17 protein-coding genes are annotated in these 19,808 nt (G+C 71.7%); 9 read left to right on the forward strand and 8 right to left on the reverse strand.

From position 1 onward, the window contains the following. Window positions 1–39 precede the first annotated feature (39 nt). The 7 genes from DEU32_RS09550 to DEU32_RS09580 are packed head-to-tail and all read left to right on the forward strand — an operon-like array spanning window position 40 to window position 7,847. On the forward strand, window positions 40–1,488 hold the full coding sequence (locus tag DEU32_RS09550) for a polysaccharide biosynthesis tyrosine autokinase (RefSeq protein WP_114850306.1): 1,449 nt from the start codon (window positions 40–42) through the stop codon (window positions 1,486–1,488). Then, the gene (locus DEU32_RS09555; RefSeq protein WP_114850307.1) at window positions 1,485–2,564 is read left to right on the forward strand and encodes a glycosyltransferase; all 1,080 of its coding nucleotides are present in this window, start codon (window positions 1,485–1,487) and stop codon (window positions 2,562–2,564) included. The genes DEU32_RS09550 and DEU32_RS09555 overlap by 4 nt, the downstream gene beginning before the upstream one ends. A 27-nt stretch (window positions 2,565–2,591) precedes the next feature. Next, window positions 2,592–3,812, forward strand: coding sequence for an oligosaccharide flippase family protein (locus tag DEU32_RS09560; RefSeq protein ID WP_180225738.1), 1,221 nt, complete (start codon window positions 2,592–2,594; stop codon window positions 3,810–3,812). Next, entirely contained in the window at window positions 3,809–5,119 is a 1,311-nt protein-coding gene (locus DEU32_RS09565) for an O-antigen ligase family protein (RefSeq protein WP_114850309.1), read from the forward strand. Before DEU32_RS09560 ends, DEU32_RS09565 begins: the two co-directional genes overlap by 4 nt. Continuing rightward, window positions 5,109–6,008 (forward strand): glycosyltransferase, encoded by a 900-nt coding sequence (locus tag DEU32_RS09570; protein WP_114850310.1) that lies wholly within the window; start codon window positions 5,109–5,111, stop codon window positions 6,006–6,008. The genes DEU32_RS09565 and DEU32_RS09570 overlap by 11 nt, the downstream gene beginning before the upstream one ends. Then, window positions 6,005–6,946: a glycosyltransferase family 2 protein gene (locus DEU32_RS09575; RefSeq protein WP_181819253.1), complete on the forward strand. Its 942-nt coding sequence runs from the start codon at window positions 6,005–6,007 to the stop codon at window positions 6,944–6,946. The genes DEU32_RS09570 and DEU32_RS09575 overlap by 4 nt, the downstream gene beginning before the upstream one ends. A gap of 49 nt (window positions 6,947–6,995) precedes the next feature. Continuing rightward, window positions 6,996–7,847: an ankyrin repeat domain-containing protein gene (locus tag DEU32_RS09580; protein WP_114850312.1), complete on the forward strand. Its 852-nt coding sequence runs from the start codon at window positions 6,996–6,998 to the stop codon at window positions 7,845–7,847. A 57-nt stretch (window positions 7,848–7,904) separates the two neighbouring features. Here the strand turns inward: DEU32_RS09580 and DEU32_RS09585 are convergent, their stop codons facing one another. The 7 genes from DEU32_RS09585 to DEU32_RS09615 all read right to left on the reverse strand — a co-directional run bounded on the left by DEU32_RS09585 (window position 7,905) and on the right by DEU32_RS09615 (window position 17,221). Then, window positions 7,905–9,098 (reverse strand): family 1 glycosylhydrolase, encoded by a 1,194-nt coding sequence (locus tag DEU32_RS09585; protein ID WP_114850434.1) that lies wholly within the window; start codon window positions 9,096–9,098, stop codon window positions 7,905–7,907. A 22-nt stretch (window positions 9,099–9,120) separates the two neighbouring features. Beyond that, window positions 9,121–9,993 carry an alpha/beta fold hydrolase gene (locus DEU32_RS09590; RefSeq protein ID WP_114850313.1) on the reverse strand — a complete coding sequence of 291 codons (873 nt, stop codon included), beginning with the start codon at window positions 9,991–9,993 and terminating at the stop codon, window positions 9,121–9,123. Further along, on the reverse strand, window positions 9,990–11,780 hold the full coding sequence (locus DEU32_RS09595) for an ABC transporter ATP-binding protein (RefSeq protein WP_114850314.1): 1,791 nt from the start codon (window positions 11,778–11,780) through the stop codon (window positions 9,990–9,992). Before DEU32_RS09595 ends, DEU32_RS09590 begins: the two co-directional genes overlap by 4 nt. Next, complete coding sequence (locus tag DEU32_RS09600; protein WP_114850315.1) at window positions 11,777–12,733, reverse strand: ABC transporter permease; 957 nt, start codon at window positions 12,731–12,733, stop codon at window positions 11,777–11,779. Before DEU32_RS09600 ends, DEU32_RS09595 begins: the two co-directional genes overlap by 4 nt. A gap of 120 nt (window positions 12,734–12,853) precedes the next feature. After that, complete coding sequence (locus DEU32_RS09605) at window positions 12,854–13,834, reverse strand: ABC transporter permease (protein ID WP_114850316.1); 981 nt, start codon at window positions 13,832–13,834, stop codon at window positions 12,854–12,856. Continuing rightward, window positions 13,831–15,579: an ABC transporter substrate-binding protein gene (locus tag DEU32_RS09610; protein ID WP_181819254.1), complete on the reverse strand. Its 1,749-nt coding sequence runs from the start codon at window positions 15,577–15,579 to the stop codon at window positions 13,831–13,833. The genes DEU32_RS09605 and DEU32_RS09610 overlap by 4 nt, the downstream gene beginning before the upstream one ends. 538 nt (window positions 15,580–16,117) lie before the next feature. Further along, window positions 16,118–17,221, reverse strand: a complete 1,104-nt coding sequence (locus DEU32_RS09615) for a LacI family DNA-binding transcriptional regulator (RefSeq protein WP_114850317.1) — start codon at window positions 17,219–17,221, stop codon at window positions 16,118–16,120. Window positions 17,222–17,443: 222 nt separating this feature from the next. On the opposite strand from DEU32_RS09615, the gene DEU32_RS17165 reads away from it, so the two are divergent. Continuing rightward, window positions 17,444–17,596, forward strand: a complete 153-nt coding sequence (locus DEU32_RS17165; RefSeq protein WP_167509982.1) for a hypothetical protein — start codon at window positions 17,444–17,446, stop codon at window positions 17,594–17,596. 156 nt (window positions 17,597–17,752) lie between these two features. Here DEU32_RS17165 and DEU32_RS09620 read toward each other — a convergent pair whose 3' ends face one another. Then, complete coding sequence (locus DEU32_RS09620; RefSeq protein ID WP_220152776.1) at window positions 17,753–18,520, reverse strand: GntR family transcriptional regulator; 768 nt, start codon at window positions 18,518–18,520, stop codon at window positions 17,753–17,755. Window positions 18,521–18,608: 88 nt separating this feature from the next. On the opposite strand from DEU32_RS09620, the gene DEU32_RS09625 reads away from it, so the two are divergent. Beyond that, the gene (locus DEU32_RS09625) at window positions 18,609–19,793 is read left to right on the forward strand and encodes an MFS transporter (protein ID WP_114850318.1); all 1,185 of its coding nucleotides are present in this window, start codon (window positions 18,609–18,611) and stop codon (window positions 19,791–19,793) included. The last annotated feature ends 15 nt before the right edge of the window (window positions 19,794–19,808 follow it).

The raw sequence follows: 19,808 nt of genomic DNA on the forward strand, positions 1-19,808 counted from the left end.
CGACCGCGCTCGCTCCACCGACCGACAGGACCGATCACCATGCAGTTCCCCGAACTCCTCCGCCTCGTTCGCCGGGGTTGGGTCACGCTCCTCGCGACGACCCTCGTCGGCGTCGCGGTCGGGGCAGTCGCCTTCCTCACCACCACCCCGGTGTACGAGGCGAAGGCGCAGTTGTTCGTCGCCGTGAAGTCCGTCGACGAGGGCAGCGCGGTCGAGGTCGTGCAGGGCAGCAGCGCCGCGCAACTCAAGGTCAAGTCCTACGTCGGGGTCATCACGAGTTCGCGTGTCCTCACGCCCGTGATCGACGACCTCGACCTGAAGACCTCGCCCGCGGCCCTGGCAGGTCACGTCAAGGCATCCACACCGACGAACACCGTCCTGATCGACCTCGTGGTCGCCGACACCGATCCGAGCCGTGCCGCGCAGATCGCGAACTCCATCTCGAAGAACTTCGCCTCGGTGATCTCGAACGGCATCGAGGCCCCGACCACGGGGGGCTCGAGCCCCGTGTCGATCGACGTCCTCGAGCCGGCCACCGTCCCCACCGCCCCGTCGGACCCGAAGCTCGCGGTCACCCTCGGGCTCTCGGTCGTGCTCGGCTCCGCGGCGGGGCTCGGCCTGCTGCTCGCTCGACGCGCGCTCGACACGCGGATCCACTCGAAGGCCGACCTCGAGGCGATCACCGACGTGCCGGTCATCGGCACGATCGGTCTCGCACCGGACATCGACCGGCACCCGCTCGTCGTGCACAGCAAGCCGAAGGGCCCGATCGCCGAGTCCTTCCGGACGCTCCGCACGAACCTGCAGTTCGTCGACATCGGCGCGAGCGAGCGGAGCTTCGTCATCACGAGCGCCGTCCCCAGCGAGGGCAAGTCCACGACGGCGGCCAACCTCGCCGTCGCGATCGCCGAGACCGGCGCGTCCGTCGTGCTCGTGGACGGCGATCTGCGGCGACCGCGGGTCGCGGAACTCATGGGGATCGAGGGAGCAGCGGGGCTGACCGACGTCCTCATCGGTGCCGCAGAACTCGACGACCTGCTCCAGCCGTGGGGGAACAACGGACTCCAGGTACTGCCCGCCGGCGCCATCCCGCCCAACCCGAGCGAGCTCCTCGGCTCCGTCGGCATGCAGGCGCTCCTCGCCGAGCTCACCGGGCGCTTCGACGTCGTCCTCGTGGATGCACCGCCGCTGCTCCCGGTGACCGACGCCGCCGTGATCAGTCGCTCGACCCGAGGCGTCATCGTCGTCAGTGGATCGAAGCGGGCCACGCGCGCTCAGTTCGCCGAGGCGATCGAGCTCCTCGAGACGATCGGGAGCCGTGTCCTCGGGCTCGTGGCGACCCTCGTGCCGTCACAAGAAGTGCAGGGCTACGGCAGCTACGGCGCCTACGCCGCGTACTACGGGACCACCGCGAGCGCCGCGCCGCTCCCGAACCGCCCGACCGCTCGCCGGTCGCGGTCGGAGACATCGGGACCGTCGCCCGCATGACCCGTCGCCGAGACGCGGCCCACGGCCCGAGGAGCATCCGGCCGCGCATCGTCGTGCACCGAGCGGTCGACCCGCAGTACCCCCGTTCGCAGCGGATCATCGCGGACCTCCGTCGGCGCGGAGCAGACGTCGAGGTGGTCCCGCCGTCGACGACTGGTGGCGTCCTGCGACAGGCGCTCGTCGACGCCGTCCGCCTCGTGCGGGCAACGCGTCGTGGGGACGTCCTGCTGCTCGCCGAGATGCAGCTCAAGTTCACGCCGGTGACCGCAGCCGTCGCTCGGATCCGCGGGGCCCGGCTCGTGGTGGACGGCTTCATCGGTCTGCACGAGACCCACGTCGAGGACTGGCAGGTCACGGCCCCCGGGTCGCCGCGCGCGCTGCGGTACCGACTGCAGGACGCCTTCGCCCGTCGGGTCGCCGACGTCTACCTCGTCGACACCGACGTCCGAGCCACGGCGGTCCGCCGCACAGCACCCCGGACGACCGTCGCGACCCTGCCGGTCGGCGCACCGCGCTGGGCTGCGCACACGCCACCGCGGACCGCCGCCGAGCCGTTGCGGGTCCTGTACTACGGCAACTACATCCCGTTGCACGGAGTCCCGGTCATCGTCCGCGCCCTGGGGCGGGCCGTGTCGCGGCGCGACGTCGTCGCCACCTTCGTCGGCGCCGGTGCCGCCCGTCCGGCGACGGAGCGGGCGGTCGTCGACGCTGGTCTGCAGGACCGCGTGCGCTTCGTCGACCCGGTGTCGACCGACCTCCTCGCGACCGAGATCGCGCGGCACGACGTCGTCCTCGGTGTCTTCGGCACGTCGTCGAAGGCCGCTTCCGTGATCCCGAACAAGGTGTGGCAGGGTCTCGCATCCGGTCGCGTCGTGATCACCCGCCGATCGACGGCACTCGCGGAGATCCGCGACATCGTCGGTGCCCGCCTCGTCGAGGTCCCCGCTGGCGACCCGGTACGACTGGCCGAGGCCATCGAAACGGTCCACCCGACGCCGGACGAGGTCCCCGTGGACGACCGCCTCGAGGCGTACGTCGAGCGGCGCTTCGACGAGTTCTGGGCCAGATTGACCTAATAGTATTTCACATGCTAGGTTTTGGTCGTGCCTTCGAACGCTGCTCTCCGTGAGATCTCGCGCTCTGCGAGCTTCGTCCTCGTGCCGGTCGTGTCCGCGGTCTCCCCGCTCGTGGCGCTCCCCGCGATCGCGGACCAGTACGGTGCCGCGGGGTGGAGTGACGTCGCGATCGGCCTGGCAGCCGGCGGGACCGGTGCCGTCTTCGCAGAGCTCGGCTGGGGCGTCATCGGTCCGCAACGCGTCGCGGGCGATCCCGCTGGTCGTCGCACGCTGTACAGCCGGTCGCTGGCGTCTCGCCTGGTGGCCGTGGCCGTGATCGCCCCGCTCGCGGCCCTCGCGGCCGCGGTGCTCGCGCAGACTGCGCCCGTCGCGGCGTCACTGTGCGCGGTGGCACTCGTGCTCGCGACCCTCACGCCGAGCTGGTACCTCGTCGGCGTGAACCGACCGGAGCTGATCCTGTTGGTCGACAGCCTCCCCCGCGCCGTCTGCGTGCTCGGCGGCGCACTGCTCGTCGCCGGTGGTGGACCGCTCGAGGCCTACGGCTGTGGCCTGTTCATCGCGGCGGTGACCACGGTCGTCCTCGCCGGCACCGTTCCGGGGCTCCCCCACTGGCCGAGCGGTGCCGACTTCCGCGCATCCCTGCGAGTCGTCCTCGACCAGCGCGTCCTGGTGGCCGGTCGCGCCGTCACCGTGTGCACCACGACCGTTCCGACGATCCTGCTCGGCCTGGTCGCCCCGGGCGCGGTCCCGGTCTACGCCGCGGTCGACCGCCCCCTGCGCATGGGGCTGGGGGTCGCGACCGCGGTGCCGACGCGGCTGCAGAGTTGGGTGGGTGCTGCGCTGGAGTCGCAGCGGTCTGCTCGTCTCCGTTCCGCGCTCCTGGTCAACGTCACGCTCGGGGTGGCCAGTGCCGCCGCCGTGCTCGTCGCCATGCCGGTGGCGGTGCCGGTGCTCTTCAGCGGGGAAGTCATCGCCGACAGCGCGGTCGTCGGGTGGGCGGCAGCGCTGGCGCTGCTCGTCTGCTGCAACCGGGGCGGGGGGCTGACGCTCGTCGCACTGGGAGAGGCCAGCTGGATCGCGATCGCCGCCGTGGTCGCGGCCGCGGTCGCCCTACCGAGCATCGCGTTCCTGACACCGTCCTCCGGGGCCGTCGGCACCATGGCGGCCCTGGTGGTGGCCGAAGCGGCGGCGGGCGGCGTGCAGTTCGCCCGCTGCGCACGCCGCTGGCCGCGTGGAGGAACCCGATGACCATCGCCCTCGCAGCCTTCGCCGCAGCGGTCGCCGCCGTGTTCATCCGGCAGTTGTGCCCGCCGCAGGTCGTGCGCGGGTTCCTGATCAGTGTTGCGATCGGGCTCGTCCTCGCCGCCGGCGGGTTCGGCATCCCGGTCGAGATCACCGGTCCGGTGATCGCAGCTGCGGTCGTCCTCTCGACGGCGGCCGCACTCGTCCCCGGGTCGTTCCGACCCTCTGTCCCGACGAGCTTGACGATCGGTCTGTGGGTCGCCCACGTGACGATCACCCTGGCGCTCGTCTTCCTGGGCGGACTCCGCCCGAGCGCCGCTGCCGAGATCCCGCAGTTCGCCGGCGTCGCCCTGAGCACCGTGCTCGCGGCCGCTCGCTGCACGCCACGCGACGTCCGGTTCGTCCGGCGTGCAGTGGTGTGGTTCGCGGTGATCGAGTCGGTCCTCGCGCTCTTCTTCGTGTTCGTGCTCGGAAGACCTGGCGTCTGGGAGTACGGCGCCGAGACGCCGTCCCCGAACTTCCTGCTCGGGGGCGAGTTCCTGCGCGCCGCCGGCTCGGTGGTGCACCCGCTCCTGCTCGGACTCCTCATCGCGTTCGGCGCCGTCCTCGTGCTGATGGACGAGCGGCTCTCGGGTTGGACGAAGGCCCTCGTCCTGGCGCTCCTGCTCCTCACCCTGGTCGTCACCGGTTCGCGGAGCGTGGTCCTCGCGCTCAGCGCCGCGGTGGTGTGGCTCACGATGACGGCCCAGCGCAGCCGCACCGAACGGGTGCTCCTGCTCGCCGTGGTCGCCGCGGTGGTGGCCGCGGTCGGCAGCGATGACATCGCCCAGGCCGTCGCCGTCCTGCTGGACTCGGGTTCCTACACGAACCGCGCGGAGTCGATCGACTCCGCGCCGGCACTCCTCGGCCGCCCGGTCGTCCAGTCACTGTTCGGTTCGGGGTACGGCTCCGAGCTCGCACTCCGTGAGCTGGGCCACCTCAACCAGAACGGCTTCGAGACCGTCGACAACCAGTACGTGACGACGCTCGCCACACAGGGTGTGCTCGGGCTCGTCGCCCTCGTCGCACTCCTGGCGACCTGGTTCCGGAACGGCGACCGGACCGTCCGCGCGCTGAGCGTCATCGTCGTCGTCGTCTTCTGCTCGTTCGACGCGTTCCGCGCCACGGTGCCGCTCGTCCTGATGCTCTCCCTGCTGACCCCCGGGGCACCGACGACCACGGCTCCCACCGCGCCGGACGCCACCGCGCCGGCCGCCCTCGCCGACGACCGCCCCGTCCGCCACCGATCCAGGAGGACCGTCCGTGCACGCTGACCTCTCCCACGACACCCGCCGCGTGGTGTGCGTCCTCGCGACCCGCGACGGTGGTGATCTCCTGCGCCGTCAGCTCGAGTCGATGGCGGAACAGACCGTGTCGCTGGACGAGCTGGTCGTCCTCGACGACGGTTCCTCGGCCGCCACGCGGCAGGTCATCGCGGCCGCCGCGGACCGTCTCCCCGTCCGGGTCGTCGCCGCGAGCACCCCCGGCGTCCCGGGAGACGCCCTGCTCGCCCGGATCGGACAGAACTTCGCCGCAGCCCTTCGGCACGCACGGATCGGCGCGTCCGACGTCGTGCTCTTCGCGGACCAGGACGACGTGTGGCTCCCTGACCGCATCGAGCGACAGGTTGCGCAGGTCGTCCGCAACGATGCCCTGGCAGTGGCCTCGGACGCGCGACTCATCGATGGTTCCGGCGACCCGCTGCCCGGATTGCTCAGCGACCTCTACCCGCGGCCGGACCGCTTCGCGGACCGCACCCGTGACGCGCAGCTGCACGCCGTGATCCGGACACCGGTCGCGACCGGCGCGGCGATGGCGGTCAGCGGAGCGCTGGTCCGGACGGCACCGTCCGTCCCGACCGGGTGGTTGCACGACCGCTGGTACTCGCTGTGTGCCGCGGCGGCGGGTGCGCTGGTGCTCGACGACGGCCCCGTGATCGAGTACCGGCTGCACGTCGACCAGGCCGTCGGCGCCACCGGGGCGGGGCGGGGCGCTGCGGCTCGACGGCTCGCAGCCTGGCTCCGCGCGCCGGGGAACGCTGGTCGTCGCATCGCGGACCTGCATCGGCTGCGGGCGATCGCCCCACTCGACGTGTCGCGAGCGTTGACCTACCGGAGGCTGTTCGCCGCCGTCGCAGCACCGGCCAAGTGGGGCGCCCGGTGACCGCCGTGCAGCGCGCCGGGATCCTGGTCACCGTCGCGACCTTCCGGCGGCCGGACGGTCTCGTCGCACTCCTCCGGTCGCTCGAGCGGATGGTGGACGCTCCGCCGTTCGACGTGCTCGTCGTGGACAACGACCCGCGGCACAGTGCCACACCTGCGGTCGACGGTGTCCGCGGCGAGCTGGGCTTCCCGGTGCGGCTCGTCGCGGAACCCGCGCCGGGCATCGCCGCCGCGCGCAACGCTGCGCTCCGCGCTGCCGACACGTACCGCTGGGTCTGCTTCGTCGACGACGACGAGGAAGTCGATCCGGGCTGGTTGCTGCGGTTGACGGACGTGCGGCGGCGCTCCGACGCCGACGGTGTGACCGGACCCGTCGAGTTCTCGTTCGCGGTGGACCCGCCACGGTGGGCGCTCCTCGGCAACTTCTTCATCCGTCCGGACTTCGCCGACGGCGCTCCGTGCCCGACTGCGGCGACGAACAACCTGCTGCTGTCCGTCGACGCGTTGCGTGCTCGCGACCTCCGGTTCGACCTCCGCCTGGGGACGACCGGCGGGTCGGACATCATGCTGACCCGGCAGCTCACCAGCAGGGGCGGACGGATCGTCTGGTGCGAGGGTGCCGTCGTCCACGAGACCGTCCCGGCGGCGCGCTGTCGCCCGAGGTGGATCCTCCGGCGGGCCGTCCGCAGCGGCAACACCGAAGCCCTCGTGGCACTCGCGCTCGCGACCAGCGCCCCGGCGCGCTTCGCGGTCCTGCTCGGCGGTCTCGCGCGCATCGTCGTCGGCTCCGGCCGGCTGGTCACTGCGCCGCTGGTCAACCGCCAGCAGCGCGGTGCCGCGGCGCTGCGCACCCTGCTCCGCGGGATCGGGGTCGTGGCAGCGTGGTCGGGCCGGCCGGTCCGCGAGTACGCACGCCCGGTGCCGCAGGAAGACCGGTAACGTCGAGACCGTGCGATGGAGTCGAGTGGGCTGGCCCGGGGTAGGGTACGTGTCCCTCGAAGACGTCGAGGGCTACGCCGAACACCTCGCGCGCCTGGTCACCGATGCCCCGCCGTCCGTCGCCGCACTCGCCTCGGTCTCCTGGAACGAGTCCAGGATCGCCGAATGGCAGGTGACCGAGACACCGGGCGGCGACACCGCGGGCATCGACGAGGCCCCCACGAGCTCCGTGCGCGCGGCCGTCGTGGTCCGGACCGACGAGGTCCTCGACACCCCGGACGGCCTGTGGCGCCGGTGGAACCACGCCCACGTGACGCTCGAGTTCCACCGTGCGGTCCTCGAGCCGGCGGACACGACAGCGCTGGCGGTCCTCGCGGGGGACGTGCAGGTGTCCCGAGGCGAGATCGCGCACGTGGACGCCGACGTGTGGGAGCTCCGGCTGTTGCTCTCCCCCACCGGCGAGCTCGCGGTGCACTTCCGCGACGTGGTGATCGAGGTCCGGCCGGTCGCGGAGTTCGAGTGGGCCGCCCTCGAGGAGCGTCCGGTCCACGGCTGGCACGGCCCGGTGCCGGACGGCTGGCTCGAGTGGGCCGCCCCCGCGGTGCGGGCTGCGGGCCACGGAGACGTCGGCGGGCTGTCACTCGAACTCGACGGCTTCGGGGCGGACCCGGCCGACATCGACGAGGTCGACACCCGATGGGGCTTCGCCCCGCTGCACGCCGCGGCCTGGTTCGACCGTCGCGGCACGACGGAGGCGCTCCTCGAGCGCGGTGCGGACGTCACGCTGCCGGATGCAGCGGGCCGGACCGCCCTGGACATCGCGCGCGAGCGCGGCTCGCGCAAGGCCGAGGAGGCGCTGCTCGCCTGGTTCGACCGGCCCGCTCCGGACGCGACCACCTGATGAGCTGGAGGCGCGGTGCCAGCTGGCACCGCGCCTCCAGTCCGTCGTGGGGCCGCGTCAGCGACGCGTCTCGAGCGCGTTCGCCTGCGCGACCCGGCCGTACCAGCGCGCCGAGTCCTTCGGCGTCCGCGCGAACGTCTCCCGGTCCCACGCCACGAGCCCGAAGGTCGGCCGGTAGCCGGAGGCCCACTCGTAGTTGTCGAGCAGGGACCAGTGCTGGTAGCCGAGCACCTGGATGCCGTCCTCGATGCAGCGGTGGATGCCCTCGAGGGCGCCCTGCGTGTAGGCGACCCGGCGGGAGTCGTCGGCCGTGGCGATCCCGTTCTCGGTGATCATCAGCGGGACGTGACCGGAGAGCTCCCACGCGCTGCGGAGTCCGTCGGCCGAGGCCTCGGGGTAGAACTCCCACCCGGTCAGGGTCGTCTCGACGTCGTCCGCGACCGGCACCGGGCCCGAGGCACCGATGAAGGTGCGGGTGTAGGCCTGCACACCGAGGAAGTCGTCGCCGGCGGCCTGCTCGAGGTACCAGTCGTCGCGCGGGTACCCGTACTCGCGGAGCATCTCCTCGGACCCGGGCTCGCCGTTCGCGCGGAACGCCTGCGTGGCGATGGTCCAGCCGGACTGGATGCCGGGGACCTGCGACAGGACCTCGCGGGAGCGCCGGTGCGACGCGAGCAGCTGGTCCGCCACGTGCAGGTCGGGGTTCGGCAGCCCGTACGCGACGAGGTTCGCGGCGTCCTCGCCGCCGGCGAGCATCGCGGCGATGTTCGGCTCGTTGATCGTGCAGACGAAGCGGACCCCGTCCTGCACGACGGGCAGCGCGGCCTCGGTGTAGCGGGCGAACAGGTCCGCGGCGTCGTCGGCGCGCCAGAAGCCGTCGCGCTCGAACCAGCGCGGCACGGTGAAGTGCATGAGGGTGACGATCGGTTCGATGCCGGCGTCGTGGCAGGCCTCGACCATCCGGCGGTAGTGGTCGACCTCGGCGCGGGAGACGAACCCGCGCTCGGGCTCGATGCGCGCCCACTCGATGCTGAACCGGTAGGAGTTCAGGCCGAGGTCGGCGGCGATGCGGATGTCCTCGCGGTAGCGGTGGTAGCTGTCCGCGGCGTCGCCGGAGGGCTCGACGATGGTGGTGTCCGGTTCGTGCTCGTGCACCCACCAGTTCGAGTTCACGTTGTTGCCCTCGATCTGGTGGGCGGCGGTGGCGGCACCCCAGAGGAAGCCGTCGGGGAACTGCAGCGTGGTGATGATGGGTCCTTTCAGTGCGCCGGCGTCAGTGCGCCGACAGGAAGTCGTCGAACAGCGCGATGGTCGCGCCGGGGTTCTCGACGTGGGGGCCGTGGTAGCTCGTGGGGACGACCTCGTACCGGGCGCCGGTGTCCTCCGCCATCTGCCGCTGCCACGGGATCGGCCAGGCACCGTCCCACTCGCCGTGCGCCACGAGGACCGACAGCCCGGTCGCGCGGAGCTCGGCGGAGGAGTCGGTGTGGTCCTCGAGGATGTGCCCGCCGGCGACGACGCTCAGGGGGCTCGTCGCGTCGAAGCGGTCGCGGACCATCCGGGCGTCGTCGGGGAGCTCCTCGTCCGGACGCCCGGCCCACAGCGGGTTCGTCGAGTCGAACAGCTGACGGAGGTTCCCGCCGGTGTCGTGCAGGATCGTCAGCTCGGCGACCTTGCGGTAGGGCCAGCCGTACGGCCCGGAGCAGAACTGCACGACGCTCCGGAACGACTGCGGGGACGCGATGACCGCGGCGCGTGCGATCACACCCCCGAGCGAGTGGCCGATCAGGTGCACGGGGGCGCCGTCGTCGAGCAGGGCGGCGACCCGGATGACGTCGGCCGCTTCTTCCTCGAGCGAGTAGTCCGACGGGCTCGTCGGCGCCGCGGAGTCGGCCTGGCCGCGGCGGCTGATCGCGACCGCGGTCCAGCCGGCCTCGCGCAGGAGCGGCATGAAGGTGCGCCAGTCCTCCTTCGAGCCGGTGTACCCGGGGACGACGAGCACGACGCCCTTCGACGGCCCGTCCGGGACCACGCGGTAGGCGGTGAGCCGCCCGACGGGCAGGTCGATGCCGACGGTGTCGACTCCCTCGGGGGTGGGCAGGTGGCCGAACGGCGCGACGACGGGGAACGCGTGGAGGGTGCTCATGCGAGCAGTGTCCGCCGCGGGTTCGGCACCGCGTCCAGCAGCGCGACCGTGTAGTCGTCCTGCGGGTGCTGCAGCACCTCGGCCGTGCGACCCCGCTCCACCACGGCGCCGTCGTGCAGCACCATGATGTCGTCGGTGATGAGCCGCGCGCTGAGCAGGTCGTGCGTGATGTAGAGGAGCGAGACGCCCCACTGCTCGCGCAGGTCCTCGAGCAGCGCGAGCACGCCCGCGCGCAGCGTCACGTCGAGCATCGAGACGGGCTCGTCGGCGATGATCACCTGCGGGTCGCTCGCGAGCGCCCGAGCGATCACCACGCGCTGCCGCTGCCCGCCGGAGAGCTGGTGCGGGAGCTTCTGCGCGAACTGCTCGACGGGCGCCAGGCCCACGGTCTCGAGGATCTCGAGCATCCGGCGACGGGCATCGCGGCCGCGGAGTCTCGTGTAGTTCGCGATCGGCCGGGACAGGATGTACTCGACGGTGTGCAGCGGGTTGAGCGCCGCGTAGGGGTCCTGGAACACCATCTGCACCTCGGAGCGCAGGTCCTTCAGGCCCCTCCTGCCCAGACGAGCCACGTCCGTGTCGCCGAAGCGCACCGTGCCGCTCGTCGGCTGCTCGACACCGGTGAGCATCTTCGCGATCGTCGACTTGCCCGAGCCGGACTGGCCGACGAGGGCGAGCGACTGCCCGGGCTCGAGCGTGAACGACACGTCGCGGACGGCCTGCACGGGCTGTTCGCCGCGGCGGGGCGCCGGGTACGTCTTCACGAGGTGGTCGACGACGATCGGGTTGCGGGCGGCGCTGCGTTCGCGGGACCCGACGGTGCTGAACGACGAGGTCGTCTGTTGCCGCGTCGCCCCCTCGGACGAACGGAGCGACCGGTCGGGGAAGCCGGGCAGCGAGACCACCGCGGCGCGCGGGTCCGCGTAGTGCGACAGCAGCATCTTCGTGTAGTCGTCCTGCGGGTCGCGGAGGACCTCGAGCGAGCGACCGTCCTCGACGATCCGCCCCTCGTGCATGACGAGCACGCGCTCGGTCGCTTCGAGCACGATGCCGAGGTCGTGGCTGATCAGGATCGCCGTGAAGCCCTCGGAGCGCTGCAGCTCGATGATCGTGTCCATCACGGCGTGCTGCACGAGCACGTCGAGGGCCGTGGTCGGCTCGTCGAACACCATGAGCTGCGGCTCGAGCGACAGCGCGAGGGCGATCGAGACGCGCTGGCGCATGCCGCCGGAGAGCTCCCCGGGGTACCGCGCGAGCATCGTCTCGGGCAGCTTCACCTTGCTGACGAGCTCCCGCATCCGCGCGTCCCAGCGCTCGCGCGGCACGTGGCCGTGGGCCTTGAACACGTCGACGAAGTGGTTGCGGACGGTCCGCACCGGGTTGAGCGCGTTCATGCCGGACTGCAGCACCATCGCGAATCCGCCCTGCCGCTGCTGGCGCAGCGCCTCGTCGTCGAGGTCGCGGATGTCGCTCCCGGCGAAGACGATGCTGCCGCCGTTGGTCCGCGCCGGCGGCTTCTGCAGCCGGGTGAGCGCGTAGCCGAGGGTCGACTTGCCCGAGCCGGACTCGCCGACCAGGCCGACGAACTCGCCCTTGCGCAGGCTGAACGACACGTGGTCGACGGCCTGGACGGCCGTCTGGCCGGCCGACTCGTAGACGACCGACAGGTCGCGGACGTCGAGCAGGACGTCCTGCGTCGCGTGCGTGGCGTCGGACGGGAGGCGCGTGGCAGCGCCGCCACGGGCCTCCAGGCCGTCGCTGGTCACGTCGGGTGTCTGGCCGCTCATGCTGCTGCCTCCTTCTTGCGGCGCGCGCCCTCGCGCAGCCGCGGGTTGGACACGGCGTCGACGCCGAAGTTGATGAGGGTGAGGCTCATCGCCAGGAGGGCGATGCAGAGACCGGGGGCGAACAGCAGGATCCACTGGCCGGTGAGCAGCGCGTTCGAGTTCTGCGCCCAGTAGAGGATCGTGCCCCAGCTGACGATCGACGAGTCGCCGAGCCCCAGGAACTCCAGGCCCGCCTCGGCGAGGATCGCGCTCGTCGCCGCACCGAAGAAGCTGCCGACGATGAGGCTCGTCATGTTCGGCAGGATCTCGCGGAACACGATGCGGGTCGCACCGTCACCGGAGAACTGCGCCGCCGTGACGAAGTCGCGGCTCCGGAGGGACTGCGTCTGGGAGCGGAGCACGCGCGCGCCCCAGGCCCAACCGGTCACGACGATCACGGCGATGATGACCGCGATGCCGCCGTTCTGCAGGTAGGCCGCGATGACGATCATGAGCGGCAGACCCGGGATGACGAGGAACAGGTTGACGATGAACCCGATGACCTCGGCGACCCAGCCGCGGATGTAGCCCCAGCTCAGACCGATCGCGACGGCGACGAGCGTGGACAGGAAGCCCGCGACCGCGCCGACGAGCACGGAGACCCGGGCGCCGTAGATCAGTTGGGAGAGGACGTCCTCGCCGGCGGCGGTGGTGCCCATCCAGTGCGCCCAGGTGGCGTCGGCGTTCCGCGCGAAGCCGTTTTGGCTGGCGCCGTACGGGGCGAGGAGCGGGGCGGCGATCGCCACGAGGACGAAGAACGCGAGGATGCAGATGCCGACGCGGGCCTTGGTGTTGCTCCAGACGACACCGAACTGTCGTCCTGCTGACCGGAGCTTGGAGGGGGCCTGCTGGTCGTGCTGCGTGTCTTGCGTTCGTACTGCGACGGTTGCGTCGGGTGCCTTGATGTTCGTCATCGGCGCGTCCTCGGGTGGTGGTTGTGGGCAGAGCACGCCGCCCATCGCGAGTTGGTCGTCATCGGCGCGTCCTCGGGTGGTGGTTGTGGGCAGAGCACGCCGCCCATCGCGAGTTGGTCGTCATCGGCGCGTCCTCGGGTCCAGGACGCCGTAGAGGACGTCCACGATGAAGTTGGCGATGAGCACCGACACGGTGATCATCAGGAAGAGGGCCTGCATGAGCGGGTAGTCCTGCCCGATCACGGCGTTGAACAGCAGGTAGCCGATGCCCGGGTAGCCGAACACCTGCTCGACCAGGACCGAGCCGCCGACGACACCGCCGAGGGCCAGGCCGAAGCCGGTCAGGTTCGGCAGGATCGCGTTGCGTGCGGCGTACCGGACGGCGACCGTGCGGCCGCGGAGGCCGTTCGCCTCGGCGAAGGTGACGTAGTCGTCGCCGAGGGTGTTGATCATGGCGTTCCGCATGCCGATGATCCAGCCGCCCAGACTCGTCACGAGGATCGTGACCGCCGGCAGGATCGCGTGCAGGAGCACGTCGCCGACGTACTCGCCGTTCCAGCCGGGGACGCTCGTCGCCGAGGACGCCCCGGTGGTCGGGAACCAGTGCAGGACGTAGCCGAGGAAGAACAGCAGCAGGAGCGCCGTCCAGAAGTACGGGAACGTCGACATGAAGCTGCCGGACAGGGTCGGGAGCGAGTCGAGCCAGGTGCCGCGCTTCCACGCCGCCGCGACGCCGATGAGCGTGCCGATCACGAACGCGAGGACCGTGACCGTGCCGACGAGCACGAGCGTGTAGGGCAAGGCCCGGCCGACCAGGTCACCGACGGGCTGCGGGTAGAACGTGTAGCTCGTGCCGAAGTCGAGGGTGACGACCTGGTGCAGGTAGCTGACGTACTGGTCCCACAGGTTGCCGGAGGGGACGCCGAGCTGCGCCTCGATGGCCTTCTTGGTCGCGTCCGTGACGGGGCCGTTCTGGCTGAGCTTCGCCAGCGCCGCGTCGGACGGGCTGCCGGGCATGAGGCGCGGGAGCACGAAGTTCAGCGTGACCGCGGCCCAGAGGGTGAGGACGAAGAGGACGAGTTTCTGCAGGATGTACTTCACTTGGCCTGCTCCTCCATGATCTTCCGGCCCGCTTCACTGTCTCTGAGTCGCAGCTTCGTGAAGATGAGCAGCGGTGCCGAGTCGTAGTTCTGCGGTGCCATGTACGGGTCCTCCGCGCTCGGCCAGCCGACGAACTTGCCGGTGTTGAACAGGCCCCAGAGCCCGCCGTAGTACATGCCGATCACGGGCAGGTCGTCGTACACGATCCCCTGCAGCTGGTTCAGGATCCGCTGCTGCTCGGCCCGGTCCGTCGTCGCCTTGTACGCGTCGAGGAGCTGCTGCGTGTCGGCGTTCCGGTACCGCTCGAAGTTGTTCACGGTCGACTTGCCGACCGGCTGGTAGAAGTCGCTCGACAGCAGCGAGTTGTAGGCCTGGAAGACGTCGCCGTTCCCCATGCCGCCCATCGCCATGTCGAACTGGCCGTTGTTGATGTTCTGCTGGTACCCCGCGGGCTGCGGCGCCTGGATGTCGACCTTGATGCCGATCTTCCCGAGGTCGCGCTGGACCTGCTGCGCGGCGCGGAGCCAGTCCGAGTAGCCGTTCGCGGTCATGAGCCTGATCTCGAGCTGCTTGCCGTCCTTGACGAGCTTGCCGCCCTGCTGGGTGTACCCGGACTTGGCGAACTCAGCGAGGGCCCGGTCGGTGTCCTGCGTGATCATGCCCTTGTCGGGGATCGACGGGTCGAGGTACTGCTCCTGGTTCGGCAGGATCAGGCCGGTCTGTCCCGCGGCGCTGAGGTTGCCCTCGGACGCGGTCTCGGCGATGTCGTCGCGGTTCAGCGCGTACGAGATGCCCTTGCGGACGTTGACGTCGCTGTACGGCGCCTTCGTGAGGTTCGGGATGAGGCCGATCACACCGCCGGCCGGGAACCACCACTTGTTGTCGGGGGACGCCGCACCCCAGGTGCCCTCGACGTCGGAGATGAACGAGTACGCCCAGTCGTAGCCGCGCGTGACGGTGTCGAGCTGCGTGTTCGTCGCCGGCAGGATCAGGTGCTCGATGGCGATCTTGTCCGCCTGCCAGTACCGCGGGTTCTTGTCCATCGAGTACTGCTGGTCGGAGTAGTTGCCGAGCACGAACGGGCCGGTGCCGACGGGGTCCGGGTCACGCCAGGTGGTGGGGTCCTTGATCTTGCCGTAGTGGTGCTCGGGGAGGATGTACGTCGCACCGATGATGTTGAGGCTCGGCACGTCGTCGCTCTTCAGGTGGAAGACGACGTGGTCACCGTCCCGCTCGATGCGGTCGATGTGCTGCCAGGCGCCCTTGATGTCCATCGCGGGGAACTTCTGGAGCAGGTCGAACGTGAAGACGACGTCCTCCGCACTGAACTGCCTGCCGTCGGACCACTCGACGCCCTTCCGGATCGTCATGTCGATGGTCTTCGCGTCCGGCTGGCTCCACGAGCTCGCCAGCCACGGGGTGCCCTTGCCGTCGAGGGGGTTGATCTCGATGAGGGGCTCGTACATCCACTTGCTCGCGGTGCGGGCGTTCGAGATGTACGGGTTGAAGTTGCGGTCGAACAGCGGGTTGCCGCGGTCCGCGTTGATGAGCATCGTGTCCTTGCCGATGCTCGGGTCCGGCTGGGAGCGGACCTGGATGCTGCAGCCGGTGGCGGCGAGGGCCACGACGGCGATGCCGGCGAGTGCGGCGGCGAGGCGGCCGGGGCGGCCGCGGCGCCGCGGCCGCTCGGGGGAGCGGGTGCGCGGCGCGGCGCGCTCCGGCGTGCGCTGTGGGGGAAGCGTCATTGCTCGGTCGACCTCCGTGTCGAGTGGGTACCCGGACAATGTATGCGCTTACATCACGGGATGCAACCGGCCGTGTTGTTTCCCGAGATGGGACGCCGTTCGAACGCGGGGCCTCGAGCCTGCACGACGTGCCGCTCGCGTGCGCGGCGAATGGCGCCGAGTGTGCACGACGTGCCGCTCGCGTGCGCGGCGGGTGCACAGATCGTCGGCGGAGAGGGTCGAGCGCGCCGGATGTGGCGCGCTCGTCACACCACCCGACTCATCGATCGTCGGCCGCCGAGTGTGCACGACGTGCCGCTCACGTTCGCGGCGCGGGTACAGATCGTCGGCGGCGAGGGTCGAGCGCGCCGGATGTGGCGCGCTCATCTCCCGACACGCGCATCAACACCCCACCGAGGTGCCACGACTCGCCGCGTGCTGCTCGTCGGGGTGCCACTCGATGCCGCCCGGAGCATCGAGAGTCCAGGATCTCGGCACCTCGAGGGCCGGGGCTGGTCGCGGCGGAGAGGAGGGGGCGGGTGCCCGGGGCACTCCGCCGCTACAGCGCGGGCGGGCAGCTCTCGCGCAGCAGCACCTCGACCGGCAGGCGCAACGCCCGCGGCGGCCCCTCCCGCCGCTCGAGCCGGTCGACGATCGCCCGGACCGCGGCACGCCCGAGCTCCCCCATCGGCTGGTGCACGGTCGTCAACCGCGGGCTCGAGAACCGTCCGGCGTCGATGCCGTCGAACCCCGTCACCACCAGGTCGTCCGGCACCCGGAGCCCGCGGGCCCCCGCCGCGTCGAGCACCCCGAGCGCGGACTGGTCGTTCGAGCAGACGATCGCCCGCGGCACCTCGGCACCGTCGAGCAGCCCCGCCGCGAGCTCCCGCGCTCGGGCCCGGCCGAAGTCACCGTGCACGACCCGCACGGACCGGGCCGGCACGTCGTGGTCGTCGAGCGCCTGCCGGAACCCCGCCGAGCGCTCCATGTCGTCCGGGGAGTCGATCGGCCCGGCCAGGTACACGAGCGACCGGATCCCGAGCCGGCCGATCACGTGCGACGCGAGGGTCCGCATCCCCGCCGCGTTGTCCACGCTCACCGAGTCGAACCCGTGCGACCGCCGGTCGTCCGCGAGCACCACCACCGGGACACGGCGGGCGACGTGCTCGAGCAGGTCGTCCGGCACGGTCTGGGCGAGGACCGCGAGCCCGTCGACCCGGCCGGCGACGTCGTTGACGAGCACGTCCCGGGAGGACCCCCGCCCCGCCGCCACCATGAGCGCCAGGCCGCGCTGCCACGCCTCGGTCTCGGCGCCGCGCAGGACCTCGTCGAAGTACAGGTTCGACGAGAACGGCTGTGTCACGTGCCGTCGGTCGTCGACCACCCGGACGCCGCCGTCGGTGACGAGGTCGGGACGCTCGTCCGGTACGACGTCGAACCCGGGCAGCAGGAGCCCGACCACGCCGGTCCGGCGTCCGGCCAGTGCGCGCGCGGTGCCCGAGGGCACGTAGCCGAGGCTCCGGATCGCCGCCTGCACCCTGTGGCGGGTTCCCTCGCGGACCGCGTCGGGCGTGCGGAGCACGCGCGAGACCGTCGCGATGGAGACGCCGGCCTCGGACGCGACGTCGTAGACCGTGGGGGGTGCGGTGCGCTGCGGACCCACGCCGTGCCTCCCGTCCGGTGTCCGTGTCGGTGCCGCGCTCGGCGCGGCCGGACCATCCTAGGCACGGCGCACGACGCGACTTCTCCACAGGTTGCCGGAATCGCTTGCGCTCCGCGGACAGGCGGCGGCACACTGATCCGACCTCAGTACGTCCCGTGAGGAAGCGCATCCGCAGGCCGGGGGCCTGCACCACCCGATGCCCACGCACACAGGAGGAACGCCATGTCACAGTCGACCCGGTCCGGCAGCAAGCACGCCATCCGACTCACCACCGACGAGGCCGAGGTGCGCGACGCGCTGCTCGACCGCACCGAGCACGGCGCCTCATCGGTCACCGATCCGCTCGAGGGGTCGGAGGACGCAGCGCGTCCCTGACGCGGGGCCCGGCAGGCTCGGGCCAGCGACTCGAGACGTTCGCCGCGGCGACGCCCGGACAGGAGGCACGATGCGGGTCGTCCGCGGCCGTCACCTCCACCGGGTGGACACGTCGGGCAGGTCTGCCGTGGGGTCACGTCGGGCTGGCGCGTGAGGTCAGCTCGCGTCGGCCTGGACGTCAGCGTGCTGGTACTCGGTCTCGTCGAGGACGGCCGCCGAGCCGACGATCGTCACGCCCGCACCGCGGAGCCGACGACGCTCCTGCGCGATCCAGCTGAGCAGCCGGTCGTTCGTCCCCGCGACGTGCGCGGCGAGCAGGTCAGCTGCTCGGTCGGCGTCGCCGTCGCGGACCGCGTCAAGGATGGCACTGTGCTCGGCCCACGCGGCGTCGCGCGCCTCGGCGGTGCGCACCTCGATCCAGCGCGTGCGCTCGAGCCGGGTGAGGGCGTCGGCCACGGTGTCGGTGATGAACCGGTTGCCGCCGAGCGCGGCGAGGTCGAGGTGGAAGGTCGATCCCATCCGGATGCCGGCTTCGCGGTCGGGAGCGCCCCGGAGGTCGTCCAGGTGCGCCCGGACCTCGTCGAGCTGTTCGACGGAGGCCCGGCCGACGGCGAGCCGAGCAGCAGCGGGCTCGAGGACCCCGCGCAGTTCGGCGAGCGACGCGATCTCGTCGAGGTCGATGGGCGTGACCGTCCACGAGCGCCCCTCGTGCAGGATGAGGCCCTCGCGCTCGAGGCGGGACAGCGCCGCGCGCACGGGCGTCCGCGAGGCGTGGAAGCGACTCTCGAGTCCGCGCTCCGAGATGCGCTCGCCCGGCGCGATGTCGAGGGTCAGGATCGCCTCGCGCAGGTTGTTGTATAGCTGGCTCGTCTGCGACACCGGGGCGGCGTCGGTCGTCGCGTCGTCGGTCGTCGTTCCGGTCACGGCGGACCAGCCTAGTGCGGATCGGCCCCGGTTGGTATACCGTGATGGTATACCAATTGGTACCGATCCGGAACGACAGGCTGCACCGATGACCACACCCCGCCGCGCGTGGACGATGCTCGCCCTCGGCGTCGCCGCCCAAGCCGCCGGCACCCTGGTGGTCTCCGCGCCGGCCCTGCTCATCCCGCACCTGGTCGCGCAGGGCATGCCGCTCGCGTCGGCCGGGTTGTTCGCCGCCGCACCCACGATCGGTCTCGTCCTCACGCTCATCGCCTGGGGTGCGGTGACCGACCGGGTCGGCGAGCGCGTGGTGATCGCGGGCGGGCTGGCGCTCACCACGGTGACGGTCGTCGCGGCGTGGCTGTCCGCGGGGAACCCGGTGCTGCTCGGCGTGGCGTTCCTGGCGGCGGGCATGACGAGCGCGTCGACCAACGCCGCGAGCGGGCGGGTCGTGGTCGGGTGGTTCCCGAAGGAGCGGCGCGGCCTGGCGATGGGCATCCGGCAGATGTCGCAGCCGCTCGGCGTGACGCTCGCGGCGGTCACGGTCCCGCAGCTGGCCGAGGGGTCCGGCATCCGCGCCGCCCTGGTGCTGCCGTTCGTCCTGTGCGCCGTGCTCACCGTGCTGTGCGCCGCCGGCATCGTCGATCCGCCGCGACCGGCCCGGACGGCTCCGGCCCCGGGCGCTGCCTCGACGACGGCCGCGAACCCGTACCGCTCGTCCGGCTTCCTGTGGCGGGTGCACGCGGTGTCGGTGCTGCTCGTGGTGCCGCAGTTCACGCTGTCGACCTACGGACTGGTGTGGCTCGAGGGGCTCGGCTGGTCGACCCCGGCCGCCGGCCTGCTCGTCGGGGTGCCCCAGTTCGTCGGCGCCGTCGGACGGATCCTCGTCGGGGCATGGAGCGACCGTGCCCGGTCCCGCGTGGGGCCGCTGCGCGTGGTGGCGGTGTCGGCCGCGGCGGTGATGGGCGTGATGGCGCTCGTCGACGTGTCGCACTGGGCGGCAGCAGCGGTGTTCCTCCTCGTCGCGACGAGCGTCACGGTCGCGGACAACGGGCTGGCGTACACGTCGGTGGCCGAGGCCGCGGGACCGTCCTGGTCCGGCCGGGCACTCGGCACGCAGAACACCGGGCAGTTCCTCGCGGCGAGCGCCGTCGGCCCCGGGGTCGGGGCGCTCGTCGGGACGCTCGGCTTCGCGGCGTCGTTCGGACTCGTGGCGGTGCTGCCCCTGCTGGCGCTGCCGCTCGTGCCACGGACGGACCGCTCGCACGACTGAGGCCGACTGCAGCAG

Source organism: Curtobacterium sp. AG1037, from assembly GCF_003349855.1.
GTDB classification, from domain to species: domain Bacteria; phylum Actinomycetota; class Actinomycetes; order Actinomycetales; family Microbacteriaceae; genus Curtobacterium; species Curtobacterium citreum.